The 23,043-nt window shown below is 72.8% G+C and carries 20 protein-coding genes; 14 read left to right on the top strand and 6 right to left on the bottom strand.

What is annotated here, in order from left to right:
- Positions 1 to 130: 130 nt before the first annotated feature.
- The gene (locus CRP52_RS24930) at positions 131 to 1,150 is read right to left on the bottom strand and encodes a cytochrome c oxidase assembly protein (RefSeq protein WP_179852912.1); all 1,020 of its coding nucleotides are present in this window, start codon (positions 1,148 to 1,150) and stop codon (positions 131 to 133) included.
- 295 nt (positions 1,151 to 1,445) lie between these two features.
- On the opposite strand from CRP52_RS24930, the gene CRP52_RS24925 reads away from it, so the two are divergent.
- Entirely contained in the window at positions 1,446 to 3,116 is a 1,671-nt protein-coding gene (locus CRP52_RS24925) for an FtsW/RodA/SpoVE family cell cycle protein (RefSeq protein ID WP_306458886.1), read from the top strand.
- Between the two features lie 94 nt (positions 3,117 to 3,210).
- Here the strand turns inward: CRP52_RS24925 and CRP52_RS24920 are convergent, their stop codons facing one another.
- Positions 3,211 to 4,617 carry a YihY/virulence factor BrkB family protein gene (locus CRP52_RS24920; protein WP_257032838.1) on the bottom strand — a complete coding sequence of 469 codons (1,407 nt, stop codon included), beginning with the start codon at positions 4,615 to 4,617 and terminating at the stop codon, positions 3,211 to 3,213.
- 269 nt (positions 4,618 to 4,886) lie between these two features.
- Between CRP52_RS24920 and CRP52_RS40875 the strand changes: the two genes are divergently transcribed.
- From CRP52_RS40875 to CRP52_RS24870, 11 genes are all read left to right on the top strand, one after another.
- Positions 4,887 to 4,970 carry a putative leader peptide gene (locus tag CRP52_RS40875; protein WP_310593185.1) on the top strand — a complete coding sequence of 28 codons (84 nt, stop codon included), beginning with the start codon at positions 4,887 to 4,889 and terminating at the stop codon, positions 4,968 to 4,970.
- A 199-nt stretch (positions 4,971 to 5,169) separates the two neighbouring features.
- Entirely contained in the window at positions 5,170 to 6,894 is a 1,725-nt protein-coding gene (locus CRP52_RS24915) for a nitrite/sulfite reductase (RefSeq protein ID WP_097238428.1), read from the top strand.
- Positions 6,891 to 7,073, top strand: a complete 183-nt coding sequence (locus CRP52_RS24910) for a hypothetical protein (protein WP_097238427.1) — start codon at positions 6,891 to 6,893, stop codon at positions 7,071 to 7,073. The genes CRP52_RS24915 and CRP52_RS24910 overlap by 4 nt, the downstream gene beginning before the upstream one ends.
- Positions 7,054 to 7,755 (top strand): phosphoadenylyl-sulfate reductase, encoded by a 702-nt coding sequence (locus CRP52_RS24905; RefSeq protein ID WP_097238426.1) that lies wholly within the window; start codon positions 7,054 to 7,056, stop codon positions 7,753 to 7,755. Before CRP52_RS24910 ends, CRP52_RS24905 begins: the two co-directional genes overlap by 20 nt.
- 53 nt (positions 7,756 to 7,808) lie before the next feature.
- Entirely contained in the window at positions 7,809 to 8,390 is a 582-nt protein-coding gene (gene cysC, locus CRP52_RS24900) for an adenylyl-sulfate kinase (RefSeq protein ID WP_097240320.1), read from the top strand.
- Complete coding sequence (gene cysD, locus CRP52_RS24895) at positions 8,387 to 9,325, top strand: sulfate adenylyltransferase subunit CysD (RefSeq protein WP_097238425.1); 939 nt, start codon at positions 8,387 to 8,389, stop codon at positions 9,323 to 9,325. The genes cysC and cysD overlap by 4 nt, the downstream gene beginning before the upstream one ends.
- Complete coding sequence (locus CRP52_RS24890; protein WP_097238424.1) at positions 9,325 to 10,653, top strand: sulfate adenylyltransferase subunit 1; 1,329 nt, start codon at positions 9,325 to 9,327, stop codon at positions 10,651 to 10,653. Before cysD ends, CRP52_RS24890 begins: the two co-directional genes overlap by 1 nt.
- Positions 10,654 to 10,899: 246 nt before the next feature.
- Complete coding sequence (locus CRP52_RS24885; protein ID WP_097238423.1) at positions 10,900 to 12,060, top strand: aliphatic sulfonate ABC transporter substrate-binding protein; 1,161 nt, start codon at positions 10,900 to 10,902, stop codon at positions 12,058 to 12,060.
- A 160-nt stretch (positions 12,061 to 12,220) separates the two neighbouring features.
- Complete coding sequence (locus CRP52_RS24880) at positions 12,221 to 13,024, top strand: ABC transporter ATP-binding protein (RefSeq protein ID WP_097238422.1); 804 nt, start codon at positions 12,221 to 12,223, stop codon at positions 13,022 to 13,024.
- Complete coding sequence (locus tag CRP52_RS24875; RefSeq protein ID WP_097238421.1) at positions 13,011 to 13,946, top strand: ABC transporter permease; 936 nt, start codon at positions 13,011 to 13,013, stop codon at positions 13,944 to 13,946. Before CRP52_RS24880 ends, CRP52_RS24875 begins: the two co-directional genes overlap by 14 nt.
- Before the next feature lie 10 nt (positions 13,947 to 13,956).
- Positions 13,957 to 14,694, top strand: coding sequence for a sirohydrochlorin chelatase (locus tag CRP52_RS24870; RefSeq protein WP_097238420.1), 738 nt, complete (start codon positions 13,957 to 13,959; stop codon positions 14,692 to 14,694).
- Between the two features lie 249 nt (positions 14,695 to 14,943).
- Here the strand turns inward: CRP52_RS24870 and CRP52_RS24865 are convergent, their stop codons facing one another.
- Complete coding sequence (locus tag CRP52_RS24865) at positions 14,944 to 15,963, bottom strand: hypothetical protein (RefSeq protein ID WP_097238419.1); 1,020 nt, start codon at positions 15,961 to 15,963, stop codon at positions 14,944 to 14,946.
- A gap of 114 nt (positions 15,964 to 16,077) precedes the next feature.
- On the opposite strand from CRP52_RS24865, the gene CRP52_RS24860 reads away from it, so the two are divergent.
- Positions 16,078 to 16,956 (top strand): helix-turn-helix transcriptional regulator, encoded by an 879-nt coding sequence (locus CRP52_RS24860; protein WP_097238418.1) that lies wholly within the window; start codon positions 16,078 to 16,080, stop codon positions 16,954 to 16,956.
- A 67-nt stretch (positions 16,957 to 17,023) separates the two neighbouring features.
- On the opposite strand, the gene CRP52_RS24855 is transcribed toward CRP52_RS24860, so the two are convergent.
- The 3 genes from CRP52_RS24855 to CRP52_RS24845 form a co-directional block, all read right to left on the bottom strand.
- The gene (locus tag CRP52_RS24855; RefSeq protein ID WP_373560520.1) at positions 17,024 to 18,808 is read right to left on the bottom strand and encodes a DEAD/DEAH box helicase; all 1,785 of its coding nucleotides are present in this window, start codon (positions 18,806 to 18,808) and stop codon (positions 17,024 to 17,026) included.
- 71 nt (positions 18,809 to 18,879) lie between these two features.
- Complete coding sequence (locus CRP52_RS24850) at positions 18,880 to 19,086, bottom strand: cold-shock protein (protein ID WP_030060364.1); 207 nt, start codon at positions 19,084 to 19,086, stop codon at positions 18,880 to 18,882.
- A 296-nt stretch (positions 19,087 to 19,382) separates the two neighbouring features.
- Entirely contained in the window at positions 19,383 to 21,572 is a 2,190-nt protein-coding gene (locus tag CRP52_RS24845) for an MMPL family transporter (protein WP_097238416.1), read from the bottom strand.
- Positions 21,573 to 22,024: 452 nt separating this feature from the next.
- Here CRP52_RS24845 and CRP52_RS24840 point away from each other — a divergent pair, with 452 nt between their 5' ends.
- Entirely contained in the window at positions 22,025 to 22,918 is an 894-nt protein-coding gene (locus tag CRP52_RS24840; RefSeq protein ID WP_097238415.1) for a phosphotransferase enzyme family protein, read from the top strand.
- Positions 22,919 to 23,043 lie beyond the last annotated feature (125 nt).

Here is a 23,043-nt window from a genome sequence, read left to right as displayed (position 1 = left end):
CTCCTCGGGCGGCCCAATGGCCCCCGAACCGGACGTGTCACACGCTAGCGGAGCAACTCGGCGCCGCCAACCCATTTTTGACCTGCGGAAACCCACCCCACAGCCGGTCCACGGCCGTCCTGCGGCCCGCCTACCCCCCGTAGCGGTGCTTGAGGTTCGGGTCGTCCAGCCACCACGGCCGCATCCCCGTCTCCTCCTCCTCGGCACGCCCCTCGGCCCGCGCCTCCGCGGCCGCCGCCTCGAAGCGGGCGTCCAGCTCGGCGTCCACGGCCTTGGTCTCCTCCCGCCCCTGCACCACCATCCGCCGCACCAGCGCGGCCAGGAACGGCAGTCCGACCAGGTCCCCCAGCACCCAGAAGGCGTTGCCGCCCCAGGTCTGGTCCTGCGCCGGGCTCGGGCCCCACGGCCGTCCGAGCGCCACGTAGTAGTGCTCGGCGACCAGGTGACCACCGTAGATCAGCACGATCCCGAGCCCCGCGTCGAAGATCACTTCGGCGAAGGTGATGAAAAGCCCGACGAGGTGCGGGTACTCGTGCCCGACCGGGTCGAGCTGCAGCCGCGGCCAGAAGTAGGCGAGGCCGAGCAGCACCAGCACCAGGTGCAGCAGCACGTTCCCGAACGCGCTGGACACCGACTCCTCGTACCAGGGCGTGAAGTAGAGCAGCCACGGCGGCGCCATCAGCAGCGCGGTCGAGACGGCCGGGAACATCAGCACCTTGGACGGGCGGCTGCGCAGCGCCCGCAGGATCCGCTCCCGCCGGGCGGGCGGCGCGGCGGCGGCCAGCAGCGAGACGGGCGCGCCGAGCGCGAGCAGCAGCGGGACGACCATGAGCAGCAGCACGACCTGTACGGCGCGGTCGGTGAAGAGGATCCGCTCGTACACGCCGAGGCCGGAGCAGGTGCACCAGATCCACAGCAGCAGCCCGCCGAGGAAGGCGGTGGTGCGGGTGGGCTGCCACCGTTCGCCGCCGCAGCGGTGGACGGTGCGCACCGAGGTGAGGTACCAGGCGGCGAGCAGGACGGAGAGGGTGAGCACCAGCGGTTCGGCCGTCCAGGAGGTGGCCAGGTCGGACCAGCGCCACGGCGGCGGCCCGCTGTACGCGAGCGCGGAGACCGCGCCGTCCACCGCGCCGTTCATCCGTCCGCTCACCTCGCCCGCACCTCGCTCGTCCTCGCCGACTCCCGCCGACTTCCGCCGTCCGTCGCCGGCCGTCGCCCGGCTCTCTCGCCGAGCCATGATGTCGCCGCGTCGCCGGCCCGCCGCAGCCGGGGCCCGCCTCTATACCCGGACCTGAACAAAGCTTTACCCAGCCCCAACAAAGCTTTGCCCAGGCAAAGTTCCGGTCTCGGAGCCCCCGCGTTCGCAACCGCGGTGAGGCCACGAACGTCTGGCAGGATGCCCGACGGCGATACCCGCCACGTGGGTGACAAGGGGACGACAAGAGGTGCGAAGCACTGCACGCGGCGAGGGCCGCCGGCTGGCCACGCGCCACCGCAACATCGAGCTGGGCCTGCTGGCGCTCGCGGTGGCCGTCTGTCTGGCCGGACACATCGACGCCGACCTGGCGCTGACCGGCAAGATGCCGCCCGGGCTGCTGGTGCACGGCCTGGCCCTGGGCGCCCTGGCCGGGGCCGCGCACCTGGCGGTGCGCCGGTTCGCGCCGTACGCGGACCCGCTGATCCTGCCGCTGGGCGTGTTCCTGACCGGCTTCGGACTGATGCTGCTGGACCGGCTGGACATCAGCTACAAGGCCGCGCACGCCGCCAAGGGCGACTACCAGAAGCTCCCGGCCGCGCCCTCCCAGCTGATGTGGGTGTTCATCTCGGTGACGGCGGCGATCGCGCTGATCGTCTTCGTCAAGCACCACCGCTTCTTCCAGCGCTACGTCTACCTGCTGATGGCGGGCGCGCTGATCCTGCTGGCCGCGCCGGTGGCCTCCCCGGGCGACAGCTTCGGCGCCAAGCGCTGGATCAAGCTGGGCGGGCTCTCCTTCGAGCCGGACGAGTTCGTGAAGGTCGCGATCACGATCTTCTTCGCGGGCTACCTGATGGCCTCCCGGGACGCGCTCGCGCTGGCCGGCCGGAAGGTCTGGGGGATGACCCTGCCGCGCGGCCGGCACGCCGGGCCGGTCCTGGCGATCTGGGTGGTCAGCCTGCTGGTGCTGATCTTCGAGCGCGACCTGGGCACCTCGCTGATCTTCTTCGGCGTCTTCATCGTGATGCTGTACGTGGCGACCGAGCGCACCAGCTGGGTGGTGCTCGGCCTGCTGATGGCGGTCGGCGGCGCGGCCGTGGTCGGCACCGTGGAGCCGCACGTGCACGGGCGCGTCGAGGCCTGGCTGCACCCGCTCGACTACTACAAGCCGGTGCACGACAAGGCGATCTCCGAGCAGCCCGCCGAGGCGCTGTTCAGCCTCGGCACCGGGGGCATGACCGGGACCGGCCTGGGCTCGGGCCGGCCCTGGCTGATCGGCTTCGCCGGGCGCAGCGACTTCATCTTCACCACGATCGGCGAGGAGCTGGGCCTGGCCGGAGTGACGGCCGTACTGCTGGTCTACGTGCTGCTGATCCAGCGCGGCCTGCGCACCGCGATCGGCCTGACCGACCCGTTCGGCAAGCTGCTCGCCACCGGGCTGGCATCGGCCCTGGCGCTGCAGGTCTTCGTGGTCGTGGGCGGGGTGAGCGGGCTGGTCCCGCTGACCGGCAAGGCGCTGCCGTTCCTGGCGGCCGGCGGTTCGTCGCTGCTGGCGAACTGGCTGATGGTCGCGCTGCTGATCAAGCTGAGCGACTCCTCCGGGCGCACTGCCCTGGAGCCGGCCCTACCCTCCCCCGAGCCGCTTCCGGCCCGGGCCCGCCCCTCGGCGACGGCAGCGACGACGAGCGCGACGGCCGACCCGACGCCCGCGAGCCCGACCCCCGCGAGCCCGACGGCCCCCACGGCCCCGGCCCCCGCCGGCGCACAGCCCCTCCACGAGCAGCCCGCCGACGAGCAGCCCGCCGCTCCGTCGGCAGCGGACCCGTCGGCCCCCACCGAGCTGCGCCCCTCATACGGCCGCACCCCCGCCGCGCCGCAGTACGGCTACCCGTCGGCTCCCCCGAACCCCTCGGCCACCTGATCACCCGACCACCGGACAGGGCCTCTCCCGCGCCCGCGGAAGAGGCCCTGTCCGGTGTCGTCCCGCCCGTCCCCGCCGCTCGCCCTACCGCTGCCTACCGCTGCTCCCACGGCGGCCGGGGCGGCCGCGGCGGGTATCCCGGCGCCTCCTGCCCGGGAGGCCCGGAGAGCCCCGGCGGCACGGGCGACGGCCCCGACGGCCCTGAGGGCCCCGACGGCGGCCCGCCCGCGGGCCCCGACGGCGGCCCGCCCGGCGGCCCCGGCGGCGGCCCGGTCGGCCGGTCGCTGTCCGGCGGCGGCGGAGTGGGCCGGTGGTGCGGCCCGCCCCGCGCGGTGAGACGGCCGCGCACGTTCTCGGCGGCCAGCACGTCGGCCCAGCGCTCCGGATACTCGGAGGGCACGTCGACGTCCTCGCCCTCCTCCTCGCCCCACTCCTCCTCGACGCCCTCGGCGAGCCCGAGTGCACGGGCACGCCGGGCCCGCTCGATGGCCCGCCGCGCGGCGACCTCGCGGACCACGGCGGCGGCCGCCTCCTCGTGCGCCCGCTCGTTCTCGGCGCGGGCGTCGGCGGTCTCCAGGGTGGGCCAGCGGCGGTCTATCGCGGCGTTCATGGCGGCGCCGATGAGCACCGCGAGCGCCACCACGAAGATCCACAGCAGGACGGCCACCGGCGCCGCCAGCGAGCCGTACACCGAGGGGCCCTCGACCGAGCTGACCAGGTAGACCCGCAGGCCGACGCTGCAGAAGACCAGCACCACCAGGGCGACCAGGGCGCCGGGGATGTCCTCGCGCCACGGGGTCGAGACCGGGACGGCCAGGTGGTAGAGGGTGGTCAGCGAGACGGTCAGCAGCACGATCGCGACCGGCCAGTAGAGGGCGCCGACCAGCCCGGACACCCCCGGCACCGCGTTCTCCAGCAGCCCCGGTCCGAGCATCAGCAGCGGCAGCACCAGCGAGCCGATCACCAGGGCGCCGAAGTAGAGGCCGAGCGACATCAGCCGGGTCTTGACGATGCCCCGCTTGCCGTCGAGCCCGTACATGACGGTGATGGTGTCGATGAAGATGTAGAGGGCCCTGGAGCCGGACCACAGGGACAGCAGGAAGCCGATCGAGACGAGGTCGGGCCGGGTGCGGTCGAACACCCCGTCCAGCAGCGGGACCACGACCTCCTTGACGGAGGAGTCCGACAGCACCGTCCCGGAGGCCGAGAGGATGCTCTTCTTGAGCCCGGCGATGGTGCCCTGGCCGACGAACTCGTCCAGGTAGCCGAGGGTGCCGGCCAGCCCGAGCAGCAGCGGCGGGATCGACAGCAGGGTGAAGAAGGCCGCCTCGGCGGCGAGCCCGGTGACCCGGTACTCGACGCAGGTGTTGGTGGTGTCCTTGATCAGCTCCCACGCCGTGCGGGTCCAGGTGGCCCGTTTGGCCGCGCGCCGGGAGCCCTTGCCCCGGCGCCGGGAGGGCCGCTCGGGGGTCGGTCTGCTCGTATCGCCTGCTGCTTGCACAGGGCTAACGGTATCGGGCCGGGGCCCGCCGGTTGATCTCCCCCGGGCACGGGCGCTCGCTCTCCCCCGGACGCGGCCGGTCGGCCTCCCCCGCACCCGCCGGCCGATCCCCCGGGTGTGTGCAACTGATCTCCGCGGGCGCCGACGCGTGACCGGACACCCCGTCGGCGAGCGGCGGGAACCTCCGGCCGTCCCACATGACGAAACTTCAGCGTCCAGCATTCGGACGTTAGTGGACCGCGAGTCCCGCCCCGTGCGAATCTCTTGCCATGCCTAGCGCCGGAACCACCCTGGTAGGTCGACTCCACGTCGATCTCCTTCGCGTGTCCAGCGCCATCTGTCCGGTGACCTGAGCCCCACCCCGCCGCACCACCGCACCCGGCGCCCTCCCTTCCCGCCATCCCGGTCGAAGCGGATGCGCAGGCGCCCGCCCGGCCTCGGTCACTGCCCTCCCGGTCCTGAGAAAACCCGCAGGTCAGAGCAGCACCGCACGGCTGAGCACGCACCGCGACCCACCCGGCACCAGCGCCACCTGCCCCGAAGGACTTCACCATGGCCACCTCCCCCGAGACCGCCGAACCCACGGCCGACCGCGCCGCCGCGAGCCGCCCCGCCGCGGCCCGCAAGGTGACCCGTCACCGCGGCGAGGGCCAGTGGGGCATGGGCCACTTCACGCCTCTGAACGCCAACGAGCAGTTCAAGAAGGACGACGACGGTCTCAATGTGCGGACACGTATTGAGACGATCTATGCGCACCGCGGCTTCGACTCGATCGACCCCGCCGACCTGCGCGGCCGGATGCGCTGGTGGGGCCTCTACACCCAGCGCAAGGAGGGCATCGACGGCGGCAAGACCGCGATCCTGGAGCCGCACGAGCTGGACGCCGAGTACTTCATGCTCCGGGTCCGCATCGACGGCGGCCGACTGACCATCGCCCAGCTGCGGGCGATCGCCGAGGTCTCCGAGCAGTACGCGCGCGGCACCGCCGACCTGACCGACCGGCAGAACATCCAGTACCACTGGATCCGGATCGAGGACGTCCCCGCGATCTGGCAGAAGCTGGAGGCCGTCGGCCTGTCCACCACCGAGGCCTGCGGCGACACCCCCCGCGTCATCCTCGGCTCCCCGGTGGCCGGCATCGCCGAGGACGAGATCATCGACGGCACCCCCGCCATCGAGGAGATCCAGCGCCGCTTCATCGGCAACAAGGACTTCTCCAACCTGCCGCGCAAGTTCAAGTCCGCGGTCTCCGGCTCCCCGCAGCTGGACGTCGCGCACGAGATCAACGACATCGCCTTCGTCGGCGTGGTCCACCCCGAGCACGGGCCCGGCTTCGACCTGTGGGTCGGCGGCGGCTTGTCCACCAACCCCAAGCTGGGCGTGCGGCTGGGCGCCTGGGTGCCGCTGGAGGAGGTCGCCGACGTCTACGGCGGCGTCATCGGCATCTTCCGCGACTACGGCTACCGCCGCCTGCGCAACCGCGCCCGACTGAAGTTCCTGGTCGCCGACTGGGGCGTGGAGAAGTTCCGTCAGGTCCTGCAGGACGAGTACCTCAAGTACGAGCTGATCGACGGTCCCGCCCCCGCCGAGCCCACCGCCCGCTGGCGCGACCACGTCGGCGTCCACAAGCAGAAGGACGGCCGGTTCTACATCGGCTTCGCCCCGCGCGTCGGCCGGGTCGACGGCAAGCTGCTCGGCCGCATCGCCGACCTCGCCGCCGCCCACGGCAGCGACCGGGTGCGCACCACCGCCGAGCAGAAGATGCTGATCCTCGACATCGCCGAGGAGCACGTCGACTCGGTGGTGGCCGGCCTGGAGGAGCTGGACCTGCGGGTCACCCCGTCGCCGTTCCGTCGCGGCACCATGGCCTGCACCGGCATCGAGTACTGCAAGCTCGCCATCGTCGAGACCAAGGAGCGCGGCCGCACGCTCATCGACGAACTGGAGCAGCGCCTGCCGGAGTTCGCCGAGCCGCTGACCATCAACATCAACGGCTGCCCGAACGCGTGCGCCCGCATCCAGGTCGCCGACATCGGCCTCAAGGGCCAGCTGGTCACCGACGAGAACGGCGAGCAGGTCGAGGGCTACCAGGTGCACCTCGGCGGCGCGCTCGGCCTGGAGGCCGGGTTCGGCCGCAAGGTCCGCGGCCTCAAGGTCACCAGCGCCGGCCTGCCCGACTACGTGGAGCGCCTGCTGACCCGCTACCAGGCCGACCGCACCGAGGGCGAGCGCTTCGCCCAGTGGACGGCCCGGGCGACCGAGGAGCAGCTGTCGTGAGCGAGCGCGCTGCCCCGTTCTTCTGCCCGTACTGCGGGGACGAGGACCTGCGCCCCTCCGAGGCCGGACACGGCGCCTGGGAGTGCCACGGGTGCCGCCGCGCCTTCCAGCTGAAGTTCCTCGGCCTGCTGTCACCGACCAACCACGGGGGTACGAGCCTTGAGCAGCACCGCGACTGACCATGAGGCGGCCGCCGTCCGGGCCGGCCGCGAGCTGGAGGAGGCGACCGCGCAGGAGATCCTGGCCTGGGCGGCCGAGACCTTCGGCAAGCGGTTCTGCGTCACCTCCTCGATGGAGGACGCGGTGGTCGCCCACCTCGCCTCCTCGGTGTTCCCCGGCGTGGACGTGGTGTTCCTGGACACCGGCTACCACTTCCCGGAGACCATCGGCACCCGCGACGCGGTGGCCGCGACCATGCCGGTCAACGTCATCACGCTCACCCCGCTGAAGACCGTCGCCGAGCAGGACGCCGAGTACGGGCCGCAGCTGCACGACCGCGACCCGGACCTGTGCTGCTCGCTGCGCAAGGTCGAGCCGCTGAACCGCGGCCTCGGCGGCTACGACGCCTGGGCCACCGGGCTGCGCCGCGACGAGTCGCCGACCCGGGCGAACACCCCGGTGGTGTCCTGGGACCCGAAGCGCCGCAAGGTCAAGATCGCCCCGATCGCCCGGTGGACGCAGGAGGACGTGGACGCCTACGTCGCCGCCAACGGCGTGCTGCTCAACCCGCTGCTGTGGGAGGGCTACACCTCGATCGGCTGCTCGCCGCTGTCCTGCACCCGCAAGCCCGCCGAGGGCGAGGACGCGCGGGCCGGACGCTGGTCCGGCTCCGGCAAGACCGAGTGCGGCATCCACCTCTGACGCACCGTCAACAACCGCCAAGCGTAAGGAAGAACACCGTGACAGCTCACACCCTGGTCGCCGACGGAGCCGCAGAGGCGGCCCCCGCGGCCGCCCCCTGCGAGCGCGGCGCCACCGTGTGGCTGACCGGGCTGCCGAGCGCGGGCAAGACCACGCTGGCCTTCGCGCTGGCCGAGCGGCTGCGCGCCGAGGGCCACCGGGTCGAGGTCCTGGACGGCGACGAGATCCGCGAGTTCCTCTCCAAGGGCCTCGGCTTCTCCCGCGAGGACCGGCACACCAACGTCACCCGGATCGGGTTCGTCGCCGAGAAGCTCGCCGCCAACGGCGTCAAGGTGCTCGCCCCGGTGATCGCCCCGTTCGCCGACTCCCGCACCGCCGTGCGCGAGCGGCACGCCGCGGCCGGCACCGAGTTCCTGGAGATCCACGTCGCGACCCCGGTCGAGCTGTGCGCCGAACGCGACGTCAAGGGCCTGTACGCCAAGCAGGCCGCCGGCGAGATCTCCGGCCTGACCGGCGTGGACGACCCGTACGAGGCGCCGGAGAACCCGGAGCTGCGGGTCCAGACGCAGGGCCGCGAGGTGGCCGACTCCGCCGCCGAGCTGCACGCCTTCCTGACCGAGAGGGGCCTCGCGTGACGACCGCGACCCAGAGCCTGCTGCAGGCCGACGACAACCCCTTCGCGCTGTCCCACCTGGACGCGCTGGAGGCCGAGTCGGTGCACATCTTCCGCGAGGTCGCGGGGGAGTTCGAGCGTCCGGTGATCCTCTTCTCCGGCGGCAAGGACTCCATCGTCATGCTGCACCTGGCGCTCAAGGCCTTCGCGCCCGCCGCCATCCCCTTCTCCCTCCTGCACGTCGACACCGGGCACAACTTCCCCGAGGTCATCGCCTACCGCGACCGCGTCGCCGCCGAGCACAACCTGCGCCTGCACGTCGCCCACGTCCAGGACTTCATCGACGACGGCCGGCTGCGCGAGCGCCCGGACGGCACCCGCAACCCGCTGCAGACCGTGCCGCTGCTGGACGCCATCGAGAAGGGCCGCTTCGACGCCGTGTTCGGCGGCGGCCGCCGCGACGAGGAGAAGGCCCGCGCCAAGGAGCGCGTCTTCTCGCTGCGCGACGAGTTCGGCGCCTGGGACCCGCGCCGCCAGCGCCCCGAGCTGTGGTCGCTCTACAACGGCCGGCACGCGGTCGGCGAGCACGTGCGCGTCTTCCCGCTGTCCAACTGGACCGAGCTGGACGTCTGGCAGTACATCGAGCGCGAGGGCATCGAACTCCCGGAGATCTACTACGCCCACGAGCGCGAGGTCTTCTCCCGCAGCGGCATGTGGCTGACCGCCGGCGAGTGGGGCGGCCCCAAGGACACCGAGCCCGTCGAGCGGCGCCTCATCCGCTACCGCACCGTCGGCGACATGTCCTGCACCGGCGCCGTCGACTCCGACGCCACCACCATCCAGGCCGTGATCGCCGAGATCGCCGCCAGCCGCCTCACCGAGCGCGGCGCCACCCGTGCCGACGACAAGCTGTCCGAGGCCGCGATGGAAGACCGCAAGCGCGAGGGGTACTTCTAATGAGCACGACCATCGAGACCACCGCCACCTCCCTGCTGCGCTTCGCCACCGCCGGCTCCGTGGACGACGGCAAGTCCACCCTGGTCGGCCGGCTGCTGCACGACTCCAAGTCGGTGCTCGCCGACCAGTTGGAGGCCGTCGAGCACGCCTCCCGCAAGCGCGGCCAGGAGGCGCCCGACCTCGCGCTGCTCACCGACGGCCTGCGCGCCGAGCGCGAGCAGGGCATCACCATCGACGTCGCCTACCGCTACTTCGCCACCCCCCGGCGGCGGTTCATCCTCGCCGACACCCCCGGGCACGTGCAGTACACCCGCAACATGGTGACCGGCGCCTCCACCGCCGAGCTGGCCGTCGTGCTGGTCGACGCCCGCAACGGCGTGGTCGAGCAGACCCGCCGGCACGCCGCCGTCGCCGCGCTGCTGCGGGTGCCGCACGTGGTGCTGGCCGTCAACAAGATGGACCTGGTCGGCTACGCGGAGCCCGTCTTCGCCGCCATCGCCGCCGAGTTCACCGCCTACGCCGCCTCGCTCGGCGTCAAGGACGTCCTCGCCGTGCCGATCTCGGCGCTCGCCGGGGACAACGTGGTCGAGCCCTCCGCGCACATGGACTGGTACGGCGGCCCGACCCTGCTGGAGCACCTGGAGACGGTGCCGGTCGGCAGTGACCCGAGCGCCGAGCCGGCCCGCTTCCCGGTCCAGTACGTGATCCGCCCGCAGACCGAGGAGCACCCCGACTACCGCGGCTACGCGGGCCAGTTGGCCTCCGGCGTGCTGCGTGTCGGCGACCCGGTCACCGTCCTGCCCTCCGGGCTCACCAGCACCGTCGCCGGCATCGACGCGCTCGGCCGGGAGACCGACCTCGCCTGGGCGCCGCAGTCGGTCACCGTCCGGCTCGCCGACGACCTCGACATCTCCCGCGGCGACCTGCTCGCCGCGGGCGCAACTCCCGCGCCCACCAAGGACATCGAGGCCACCGTCAGCCACCTCAACGAGCGGCCGCTGCGCGCCGGGGACAAGGTGCTGCTCAAGCACACCACCCGTACGGTGCGCGCCCTCGTCAAGGAGATCTCCTACCGGATCGACATCGACACGCTGGAACGGCGCCCCGCCCCCGAGGGGTTGAACGTCAACGACATCGGCCACGTGAAGCTGCGCACCGCCGAGCCGCTGGCCCTCGACGGCTACTCCGCCAACCGCCGCACCGGTTCGTTCCTGCTGATCGACCCGGCCGACGGCACCACCCTCACCGCCGGCATGGCGGGCGAGGCCTTCGAGACCGTACGCACCACCGATGCACCCGACGCATCCGAAGAGGAGGACTGGGTCTGATGCCCAGCGAGGCGTTCTCGGGCATGGACAAGGAAGGCGGCCGCATCGGCAGCGGCGTCCTCGGCAGCGGCCAGGGCGGCCTGACCCGATGTGCGGGCCGACAGGGCTGAGAACGCCCTGTCACCGGGCTGTCTTCCCCCACAGCCGCCCGGCTTGCCCCGGCACTCCGCTGCCGCGCGCACCACTTCCAGAACCGTCCACCCGAGACCGCTTCCTGACGGTCCGTCCGCGAACAGGATTCCCACCATGGCACCGAACCCGGCTCCCTCGCATACCCGTGTCCGCCCCAACGCCGGCCGGATCAGACGCACCGCTGCGGTGGCCGCCGCCGGCCTGACCGCCGTCGCCCTGCTGTCGGCCTGCAGCTACGGCTCCAAGGCGGACAAGTCCTCCGACACCAAGGCCAACGCCTCGGCCGGCGCGGCCGATTCCGGTGCGAAGCTGTCCGCGGACACCGTGAAGGTCGGCTACTTCGCCAACCTGACCCACGGCACCCCGCTGGTCGGCCTCCAGGAGGGCATCTTCCAGAAGGAGTTGGGCGCCACCCAGGTCAAGACCCAGGTCTTCAACGCGGGCCCGGCGGAGATCGAGGCGCTCAACGCCGGCTCGATCGACATCGGCTGGATCGGCCCCTCCCCGGCGATCAACGGCTTCACCAAGTCCGAGGGCCAGTCACTGAAGATCATCGGCGGTTCGGCCTCCGGCGGCGTCAAGCTGGTCGTCAACCCGGACAAGATCTCCTCCCTGGACGACCTCAAGGGCAAGAAGATCGCCACCCCGCAGCTGGGCAACACCCAGGACGTGGCGCTGCTCAACTACCTCGCGGGCAAGGGCTTCAAGGTCGACGCGGCCTCCGGCGCGGGCGACGTCTCGGTGGTGCGCACCGACAACAAGGTCACCCCCGACGCCTACAAGTCCGGCTCCATCGACGGCGCCTGGGTGCCCGAGCCCACCGCCTCCAAGCTGGTCACGCTCGGCGCGAAGGTCCTGCTCAACGAGAAGGACGTCTGGCCGGACAAGAAGTTCGTCATCACCAACATCATCGTCTCGCAGAAGTTCCTCAAGGAGCACCCGGACGTGGTGGAGGCCGTGCTGCGCGGCTCGGTGAAGACCAACGCCTTCATCAAGGCCAACTCCGACAAGGCCAAGGCCGACGCCAACGAGGCGATCAAGAAGGAGGCCGGCAACGCGCTGGAGCCGGCCGTCCTCGACCCGGCCTGGGCCGACATCGAGTTCCTGGACGACCCGCTGGCGAACACCCTGCAGGCCGAGGCCGACCACGCCGTCACCGCCGGGCTCCTCAAGAAGCCCAACCTGAACGGCATCTACGACCTCACCCTGCTGAACAAGGTCCTCGCCGCCCAGGGCCAGGCCGCCGTGCCGGACGCCGGGCTCGGCGCCAAGTAGCGCCCCCGGACGGGTCGTTCGTCCCTGACTCCGCGGTCCGGCCCCCGCCCTCCCGGTCGATCCCCGATCGATGCCCACCGGGACGGGTGGGGGCCGGGCCCCGGCTCCGCTTCGCAGCCCTCGCCAGTCTTGCCAGACCACTCACGCAGGAGGTGCCCGGATGTCCTCGGCACTGACCACCTCGGCGCACGCCACCGGCGTCGACGCCCACGACGGTGCCCCCGCCGTCCGGATCTCGCACGTGCACAAGTCCTTCGGCCGCCCCGGCGCCCGGACCCACGTCCTGGACGACATCACCCTCGACGTCGCGCCCGGCGAGTTCGTCACCCTGCTCGGCGCCTCGGGCTGCGGCAAGTCCACCCTGCTCAACCTGGTCGCCGGCCTCGACAAGCCCACCGCCGGCAGCATCGAGGTCCCCGGCGGCCGCCCCGCGCTGATGTTCCAGGACCACGCGCTCTTCCCCTGGCTCACCGCCGGCAAGAACATCGAACTCGCCCTCAAGCTGGCCGGTCTGCCCCGCCCGCAGCGCCGCGCCGAAGCCGAACGGCTGCTCGAACTCGTCCGGCTGGACGGCGCGTACGGCAAGCGGGTGCACGAGCTGTCCGGCGGCATGCGCCAGCGCGTCGCGACGGCCCGCGCCCTCGCCCAGGGCAGCAAGGTGCTGCTGATGGACGAGCCGTTCGCCGCGCTCGACGCCATCACCCGGGACGTCCTGCACGACGAGATCACCCGGATCTGGGCCGAACGGCAGCTGTCCGTCCTGTTCGTCACCCACAACGTGCGCGAGGCGGTGCGCCTGGCCCAGCGCGTCGTCCTGCTCTCCTCCCGCCCCGGCCGGGTCGCCCGCGAGTGGCGGATCGACCTGCCGCAGCCGCGCCGCATCGAGTCCGCGGGCGTGGCGGACCTGTCCATCGAGATCACCGAAGAACTGCGTGGGGAGATCCGTCGCCATGTCCAGCACTGACACCACGCTGACCAGCACCGGCACCGGCAGCACGCTGACCAAGCCCGCCGGCGACACCGCCGCCCGCGACACCGCCGACGTCGGCGCCGGCCTGGACGCCCTCGACGCCGTCACCGCCCAGCGCGGCAGCCTCGGCGAGGCGCTGCGGAAGAAGGCGCTGCCGCCGCTGCTCGGCGTGCTCGTGGTGCTCGCGCTCTGGCAGGGCGCCTACAGCCTGCACCTCACCTCCTCGTACAAGCTGCCCAGCCCCGCGGACGTCTGGCACTCCGCCCAGGACCTCTGGTACCAGGGCACGCTGTTCTCGATCATCTGGACCAGCGTCTGGCGCGGCCTGTCCGGCTTCCTGCTCGCCGTCGTGATCGGCACCCCCGTCGGCCTGGTCGTCGCCCGGATCAAGCCGGTGCGCGCAGCGATCGGGCCGGTCCTGCAGGGCCTGCAGTCGCTGCCCTCGGTCGCCTGGGTGCCGGCCGCGGTGATCTGGCTCGGCATCAACGACTCGATGATGTACGCGGTGATCCTGCTCGGCGCCGTCCCGTCGATCGCCAACGGCCTGGTGGCCGGCATCGACCAGGTGCCGCCGCTGTTCCTGCGCGCCGGCCGCACGATCGGCGCCACCGGCCTGAACGGCGCCCGGCACGTCCTGATCCCGGCCGCCCTGCCCGGCTACCTCGCCGGCCTCAAGCAGGGCTGGGCGTTCTCCTGGCGCTCGCTGATGGCCGCCGAACTGGTCGCCTCCTCCCCCGACCTCGGCCGGGGCCTGGGCCGCTTCCTGGAGGACCAGCGCGAGTTCTCCGACATGTCCGGGGTCCTGCTCGGCATCATCCTGATCCTGTTCGTCGGCATCGCCATCGAGCTGCTGGTGTTCACCCCGGTCGAGCGCCGGGTGCTGCGCAACCGCGGCCTGCTGGCCACCGGCAAGTGAGGCGCCGCTGATGCCCGCCCTCCTCCTCATCGCCCACGGCAGCCGCGACCCGCGCCACGCCGCGACCGTGGCCGCCCTCGTCGAGGAGGTGCGGGCCCAGCGGCCCGGCACCGAGGTCGCCACCGCCTACCTGGACCACTGCGCCCCGCGGATCCCGCAGGTGGCGGGACGGCTGGCGGACGCCGGGGACGCGGTGGCCGTACCGCTGCTGCTCAACCGGGCGTTCCACGCCAAGCACGACATCCCCGCCGCCCTGCGCGCCGCCGGCTCCCGACTGCCGGTGGCGGAGGTGCTGGGGCCGTCCCCGCTGCTGCTCGCCGCCCTGGACCGCCGGCTCGCCGAGGCCGGCCTGGACGTCACCTCGCCCGCCGTCCGCGCCCGTACGGGTGTCGTGCTCGCCGCCGCCGGTTCCTCCGACCCGGCCGCCGACGCCGCGACCCGCGCGGTGGCCGCCGAGTGGCGCCGCACCCGCGGCTGGGCCGCCGTCGAGGTCGCCTACGCCTCCGCCACCGGCCCCCGCGTCCCCGACGCCCTCGCGGCCCTGCGCACCGCGGGAGCCGAGCGCACCGCCGTCTCCCCCTACCTGCTCGCCCCGGGCCTCCTGCCGGACCGCATCACGGCCGCCGCAGCCGGGGCGGACGTCCTGGCCGACACGCTCGGCCCCGCCCCCGAGCTGGCCACCCTCCTGCTGGAGCGCTACGACGAGGCCCGCCAGGCGGTGCAGACCGTCCCGGCCCTGACTGCCTGAACTCTCCAGAAGCAAACCGGACCAGCAGTCACGGAGCCTCCTTCCCCGCCCGGTGGGCGCGCTCGGCGTCTTCGACGGCTGGCCAGTGCCGCGCCCGCTCGACGTGCAAGTCGACCCGGACTGCACGCTCCTCCTTCCGGTGCTGCTGGTACCGCGCAGCCGCTGCGGCGATCAGCGAGTGACGGCGCGCGGCAGCGCCGGCGGCGCGCGCGGCCGGGACCGTGCGCGCCGTCGAAGCGAGGCGGCCGCTCAGATCCGACGCAGGGTGAAGGTGTCCGTCGGGTGGCCCGAGGCGGCACCGGCGAGGCCGCCGGAGAGCTGGTAGAGGCTGCCGCCCGGGCCGGCGACGGGGGCGGTGGGGGTGGCGTCGGCGGAGGGGTGGACGGCGGCGATGCGGGCGGTGCGCCAGTGGTCGTCGGAGCGCAGTTCGACCGCGGCGTCGCGGCCGGCCCCGAAGAGGGCGTTGGTGATGCCCGCGATGGACCCGTCCGGGCGGCCGAGCAGGCCGTCCAGGTGCAGCAGGGAGGCGCCGCCGGCCACCTCGACGCGCCGCACGGCGGCCGGGTTGCGGAGCGGCACCTGCCACAGCGTGCCGTCGTCCCACTTGCCGATGACCAGCCGGCCGTCCCGGTGGACGATCCCGTTGAGGCCGTACGAGCCGGAGTCGGCGGCCAGGCGCTGGTCGCGCAGCAGGACGGAGCCGGTGCCGTCGGGGGCGACCCGGTAGACGACCGGGGCGAAGGAGTCGGTGACGTACGCGGTGCCGTCGGGGCCGAGCGCGATGTCGTTGGCGAGGTGGTTCCCGCCGTCGGCGGCGACGGCGGCGAGGTCGGTGTAGAAGAGGCGGCGGCCGGTGTCCAGGTCGTAGGCGCCGATCCCGGCGAGCCTGCCCTGGGTGGCCGCGCTGCTGCGCTCGCCGATGCCGTTGTCGAGGTTGGTGACCAGGACCCGGTGGCGCAGCGGGTCGATCCGCAGGCCGGCGATCTCGGTCAGCGTGCCGGGATCGTCCACCAGGGTGCGGACGTTGCCGTCGGTGCCGACGGCGGAGACGGTGCCGTGCCGCAGCGAGCCGAGCAGGAAGCGGTGGCGGGTGGCGTCCCAGACGCCCGACTCGGGCACCAGGGTGGGCGCTTGGCCGGTGATGACGGCCGGGGCAGGCCGGTCGGCAGGGGCGGCCGCGGCGGGCAGGGTCGCGGCCGTGCCGAGCAGGGCGGTGAATGCGGCCGCGACCAGGGTGCGGCGGAGAGTACGGTGCTGACGGTTGCTCATCGGAAATTCCTCTGCACGTGCGGTCCGTTGACGTGGTCAAGCCTCGCCCGGCCGGGCCGGCCGCGGCAGTGCGTGGGAATACTGGTAGTTCGACTACCAGGGAGGACGGGGGAGATGGTCGAGCTTGAGGACGCCCAGGAGCGCCGGACGGCGCTGTCGAGTTTCCTGCGCAGCCGCCGGGCGCGGCTGACGCCGCAGGACGTGGGGCTGGCCCCGGGGGTGCGGCGGCGTACACCGGGGCTGCGGCGGGAGGAGCTGGCGCTGCTCGCCGGGGTGGGGGTGACCTGGTACACGTGGCTGGAGCAGGGGCGGGACATCCACCCGTCCCCGGAGGTGCTGGCGAGCCTGGCCCGGACGCTGCGGCTGGACCGCGCGGAGACGGCGTACCTGTTCCGGCTGGCGGGCAGCCACCCGCAGGACGGCGAGGTGGCCGCGCCGGGGGACGTCCCGCCGCCGCTGCTGCGGCTGATGCACGCGCAGTGGCCGGCGCCGTCGTTCGTGATGGACGCCAACTGGGACATCCGCGCCTGGAATCCGGGCGCGGACGCGCTGTTCGGCCTGACCGGCCGGCCGCCGCAGGAGTGCAACCTGGCGTGGGTGGTGTTCGGCAACCCGGTGCACCGGGCCCGGGTCGAGCACTGGGAGGAGCACGCCCGCCGCTTCCTGGCGCAGTTGCGCTCGGCCTACGCGGAGCGCGGCGGGGAGGCGACGGCGGTGGGGCGCCGGCTGGCCCGGATGATCCGGCAGGTGCGCGGCGAGTACCCGGAGGCGGACCGCTGGCTGGACGAGCACCAGGTGGCGGAGCGTTCGGGGGCGGAGAAGCTGATCCGCCACGAGGTGGTGGGGGTGCTGCGGATCGACCAGCACGTGCTGCTGGCCGCCGAGGGGCTTCAGCTGATCGTGATGTCGCCGCGCGACGCGGAGACGGAGGACCGGCTGCGCCGCCTGGCCCCGGCCCCGGCTGCTGCCGCTGCTACGGCAGCCGTGGTCTGAGACGGCAGGCGCCCCGGGCCCCTCTCGGTGAGGGGGCCCGGGGCGCCTGCCCGCAGGTACGGATCCGTCAGTCGAAGGAGCGGCGCTGGCGGCCGGTCCCGTAGTTGCCGCCGGACTTGGAGCCGCTGCCGGGCTTGGCGCGGCCGGAGGAACGGCCGATGAAGCCGGCCGCCTGCGGGCGCTCGCCCTGGGCGGCACCGCCCATCCGCTGCTTGGGGCGGGGGCGGCGCGGGTTGCCGTTCATGTCGACGTCGGTGGGCAGCCCGGAGCGCTTGCCGGAGCGGCGGCGCGGGCCGCCGGCCTTGGCGCCCCCGCGCCCGCCCTGCTTGTCCTCCGCCGAACCGCCCGAGCCGGCCGAAGCGCCCGTACCCGCCGCGGCGGCCGTCTGGGCCACCGGTACGGCCAGGGTGACCGGGACGCCGCTCGGCGTGCGGGCGCCGGTGATCCGGGCCAGGTCGGCGTCGCCGGGGCGGATCTTGGTGGTGGTCGGGCGGATGCCGGCCACCGTCATCAGCCGGCTGACCTCGCGGCGCTGCTCGGGCAGCACGAGGGTGACGACCGTGCCGGACTCGCCGGCCCGGGCGGTGCGCCCGCCGCGGTGCAGGTAGTCCTTGTGGTCGACGGGCGGGTCGACGTTGACGACGAGGTCCAGGCCGTCGATGTGGATGCCGCGCGCGGCGACGTTGGTGGCGATCAGCGCGCTGACGTGGCCCTCGCGGAACTGGTCGAGGACCCGGTTGCGCTGCGGCTGGGACTTGCCGCCGTGCAGGGCGGCGGCCTTCACGCCGTTGGCGAGCAGCTGCTTGGCGAGCCGGTCGGCGCCGTGCTTGGTGTGCACGAACATGATCACGCGGCCGTCGCGGGAGGCGATGTGCGCGGTGGCGGAGGCCTTGTCGGCCGGTTCGAGCTGGAGGACGTGGTGGTCCATGGTGGTGACCGCGCCGGCCGACGGGTCGACCGAGTGAATCACCGGGTCGTTCAGGAAGCGCTTGACCAGCCGGTCGACGTTGCGGTCCAGGGTGGCGGAGAACAGCATCCGCTGCCCGCCCTCGGCGACCTGCTCCAGCAGCTTGGTGACCTGCGGCAGGAAGCCCATGTCGGCCATCTGGTCGGCCTCGTCCAGGACGGTGATCGCCACATCGGAGAGGTTGACGTCGCCGCGCCCGATCAGGTCGTCCAGCCGGCCCGGGGTGGCGACCAGGACCTCGGTGCCGCGGCGGACGGCGTTGGCCTGCTTGTTGATCGACATGCCGCCGACGACGGTGGTGATCCGCAGGTTGACGGCGGTGGCGTACGGGGTCAGCGCCTCGGTGACCTGCTGGGCCAGCTCGCGGGTGGGCACCAGGACGAGCGCCAGGGGGTACCGGGCCACGGCGCGCTGTCCGGCGGTGCGGGCGAGCAGCGGCAGGCCGAAGGCCAGGGTCTTGCCCGAGCCGGTACGGCCGCGGCCGAGCACGTCGCGCCCGGCGATCGAGTCGGGCAGCGTGGCGCCCTGGATCGGGAACGGCTCGGTGACGCCCTGGCGGCCGAGCGCGGAGAGGATCCCCTTGGGGAGATCCAGCTCGGCGAAGGTGGCCGCCGGGGGCCGCGAGGGGCTGGCCTGGACGACGGTGAAGTCGGCGGCCTCGGGCACGGTGGTGCGGGCCTGCTTGGGGGTGCCGGCGCGGTTGCGCGGCTTGCGCGGGCCGCCGCCGCCCGCGGCGCGGCGGGTCTGGTCGGTGCTGCGGGGGCCGCGGTCGCGCGGCGTACGGGCAGGGGTGGTCACGGGATCTCCATGCGTCGGTCGGCAGCCCGCGTCGCGGACTGGTCGGCCGTCGGAAGGAAGTTCGCCGCCCCGGCCGTACGGCGGCATGAGCGGGGGCCCGCACCGTGCGGTGCGGGCCCCCGCCTCGCGATGATCGCGAGTCAGCGTGGAGGCTGACGTCAGCCGATGATCTGGATGTTCTCGGCCTGCGGGCCCTTCTGGCCCTGGGTGACGTCGAACTCGACCTTCTGACCCTCGAACAGCTCACGGAAGCCCTGAGCCTGGATGTTCGAGTAGTGGGCGAACACGTCGGCGCCGCCACCATCCTGCTCGATGAAGCCGAAGCCCTTTTCGCTGTTGAACCACTTCACGGTGCCGGTAGCCATAACCGTCTCCTCTAAAACTGGGGCATCAGGGATCCACACCTCGTGAATCCCCAAGTAGCCGCGATCCCCATCCGGAGACTGAAACACCGGACAAAACAAATGCGCCTGTTGGTTGGAACCAGCAGGCGCACATACACGTTCATGGGAACCAAAACTGCAACTGAGTCGACTGTAGCACGCCGACACCCCGGGCGACCGGGGTTTTTACGCTGAACAGATCACGTTTGGCGCCCCTGGGAAAGGGGCAGGCGGCGGCCCGCCGAAGCGGGACGCCGCCTGCCCTGGGGAGCGGTCCGTCAGCGTCGGCCGGCCGGCTCCGGCACCCCGTGCGCGTCCGCCAGCGGCGCCGGGCCCGCGCCGTGGCCGGGGGCGTCGGCGTGGCCGGGCCACCAGGCGCGGTGGCCGAGCAGCGCGGTCAGGGCCGGGGTGAAGAACATCGCCATCACGAAGGCCGCCAGCACGATGCCGAAGGCCAGCGAGAAGCCGAGCTCCATGAAGAGCACGTTGCCCGCGAGCATGAAGGTCGCGAACGACGCCGCCAGGATGAAGCCGGCCGCGGCGACGGTCGGGCCGCCGTGCTTGATGGCCTCGCTGGCCGCCTCGCGCGGGTTGCGGCCCTCGCGGGCCTCCTCGCGGAGGCGGGCGATGATCAGGATGTTGTAGTCCGTGCCGATCGCCACCACGAAGAGGTAGATGAAGATCGGCAGCATGAACATCAGGCCCTGCTCGCCCTTGATGTTCTGGAACAGCAGGGTGGTGGCACCGAGGGTGCCGCCGAAGCCGAGGCCGACCGAGGCCATCAGGTACCACGGGGCGACGACGCTGCGCAGCTGCAGGCCCAGGATGAGCATGATGATCACGGCCGCGATCGGGAAGACCAGCGTGTAGTCGTGCACCATCGCGGTGTTGATGTCCTTGTACACCGAGGTGATGCCGCCGACCAGGGCCTTGCTGTCGGCCGGGGCCGAGGCGTGGGCGGTGTCGCGGACCTTCTCGATGGTGTCGATGGCCTTGTTGGAGGCCGGCGCGTCGTTGAGCATCACGGTGAAGTCACCGGTGGTGCCGTCGGCGTTGACCGTCTTCCGCTCGGCGCTCGGCGCGACCACGCTGGCCACCCCTGGGACGCCCTGGAGCTTGTCGGCGAACTCCTTGATCGCGGAGTCGCTGAGCTTGGCGCCGTTGGTGCTGGTCAGGTAGACGTGGCTCGGGTCGGTGGCACCGGCCGAGAACGCGGTCATCAGCTTGTCCTGGACGACCATCGACTCCTTGGTCTTGGGCATCGAGCTGCCCGCCAGGTCGTAGGTGCCGTTGTAGTTGATGCCGGCCAGGGCCAGCACCACCAGGATGCCGCCGGAGACCAGGGCGACCAGGCCGGGCTTCTTGCCGGTCATCCGGCCGAACGCGGCGAAGCGGGCGTTCTTCGGCTCCTCCATCCACTTCTTGCCGGGCCAGAACACGCCCTTGGACGGGATGACGGCGAGCACGGCCGGAGCCAGGGTCAGCGAGACCAGCGCGGTCGCGATGACGGCGATGGCCAGCGCCGGGCCCAGCGCGGTGAACATGCCCAGGCTGGAGAGGATCAGCACGGCGAAGGCGACGGCGACGGCACCGGCGGCGGAGGCGATCGCCTCGCCGACCCGGCCGACGGCGTTCGCCACGGCCGTCTTGCGGTCCTCGCCCAGGCGCAGCCGCTCGCGGTAGCGGAAGGCGAGGAAGAGGAAGTAGTCCGTGCCGACGCCGAGGACCACGATGATCAGGATCGCGGAGGTCATCGGGGAGGACTTCAGGTTGAAGATGTCGATCGCGTCGGCGATCAGGCCGTTGGCCACCGGCATCGCGATGACCAGCGAGAGCAGGACGGGCAGTAGGCCGGCCAGGATGCTGCGGAAGATGATGCCGACGATCAGGATGACGAGCAGCAGGCTGCCGAGCATCACGATCATGTCGGTGGCACCGGAGGAGTCCTTCTGGTCCAGGCTGCTGGCGGCCTGGCCGCCGACCTGGAACTTCACCCCCGAGCCGTCGGCGAGCTTGGCGCCCTCACTGCGCAGCTTCTTGGCCGCGTCGGTGAACTCCTCGCTCTGCATCTTGGTCTTGTCGATGGCGACCATGGACAGCGCGTACTTGCCGTCCTTGGACTTCGAGGCCTTGGGGTCGACCGGCAGGATCTTCTCGACGGCGGGGATGTTCGCGTCGGTGAGGCCCTTGACGACCTTGTCCATCGTGGCCTGGTCGGCGTCGTTCAGCGCCTGGCCGTCGTTGCGCTCGAAGAGCAGCAGCGCGGACGGGGTGAAGCTCGACGGGAAGGCCTGCTCCTGGAGCTGCGCCGCCTGGATCGATTCGTAGTGCTTGGGCAGGAATGCGGACTCGTCCGTCTGCGAGGTGACCTTCGAGGCCGACCCGACGATGGCGATCATCGCGACCACCCACGCGATGATCACCCACCACGCGCGACGAACGACGAAGTGTCCTAGTCGGTGGAACATGCTCGATGCCTCCTGGGCATGGTTCACCGCAGCCCTTGGGGGACGGGACGCTGGGCGACGGCAGGACCGGCCGGGAGTGCCTGGAGGCACACCCTTGCCGGTCGGCAGGTAAGTAGGTTTGGGCATCATCCTACGAGTACTTGCTTGCCGCCCGGCAAGGAGCCCCCGTAATCCAACCCCCGTACGAGGCCGCCCCCGAACGGCCCCGACCCAGTTTCTCCCGAGCGCGCACCCGTTGACCTCGTGCTCCGGGTGGAGTCATCTCCCCCTCAGGGTGGAGGTTCGTCCCCTACCCCTGAGGAGGAGTTCTCGGGGTCGGGCGCCCGGGAAAACCCCACCCCGCCCCCGAGACGGGGCCCGGGGCGGCCTGCCCGCACGATCCGGCGCCCGTGCGTCATGATGATCACCGTCCGGGGACCCCCGGCCGAACCACGGCGGAACGGAGCCCCGTCATGATCCCCTTCGACGAGGGCCGCGCCCGGCTGCTGCTGGCCCGCGCCTGCGAGTCCGCCGGGCTGCCCGGCCCCGGCGACGCCCGGCTGCTCGCGCTCGGCGAGAACGCCGTCTTCGACCTCGGCGACCCGGCCGTGGTCGCCAAGGTCGGCCGCGGCCCCGAACTGCACGACCGGGCCCACCGCGAACTGACCGTCGCCCACTGGCTGGCCGGGCAGGGCGTCCCGGTGGTGCGCCCGTACGACGCGGTCGCGCCCGAGCCGCAGCTCGCCGACGGGCACCCCGTCACCTTCTGGCACCGGCTCGCCCCCGCCGTCCGCCCGGCCCGCCCGGTCGACCTCGCCCCGCTGCTGCACGCCCTGCACCGGCTGCCGGTGCCGCCCGTCCCGCTCGGCCGGCGCGACCTGCTGGCCCCGGTCGAACGCTGGCTGGCCTCCGCCGAGGGCCACGTCGACCCCGAGGACGTCGCTTTCTTGCGCCACCGCCGCGCCGCCTTCGAGGCCGCCCTGCCCGACCTCGTCCCCCGGCTGCACCCCGGCGTGATCCACGGCGATGCGCTGCCGCGCAACGTCCACGTCGGACCGGACGGACCGGTCCTGCTCGACCTCGAATTCGTCGCCGACGACCTGCGCGAACACGACCTGGTGGTCCTCGCCCTCGCCCACGACCGCTACGGGGTGCCCGCCGAGGAGTACGACGCCTTCACCGCGGCGTACGGCTGGGACGTGCGCGAGTGGCCCGGCTTCGCGGTGCTGCGCGGGGCCCGGGAGACCGCCAGCGCCTCCTGGGTCGCCCAGCAGGCGGCGAGCAACCCGGCCGCCCTGGCCGAGTTCCGGCGCCGGGTCGACTCGCTGCGGGACGGGGCCACCGGGGTGCGCTGGTACCCGTTCTGAGGCCGGGCCGCCGCCTCGGTGGCGGTCCGGTACCGCGAGCGGCGGGCGGACGCCAGCCGGGGCGGGTGTGAGAAGACTCCCGGCGCAGGCCGGTCCGGCGCGCAACCGGGACACGTACGCTCGGC

The sequence above is a fragment of the Streptomyces sp. 1331.2 genome (genome assembly GCF_900199205.1).
Lineage (GTDB): Bacteria > Actinomycetota > Actinomycetes > Streptomycetales > Streptomycetaceae > Kitasatospora.
This window is presented reverse-complemented; position numbering and strand designations above follow the sequence as displayed.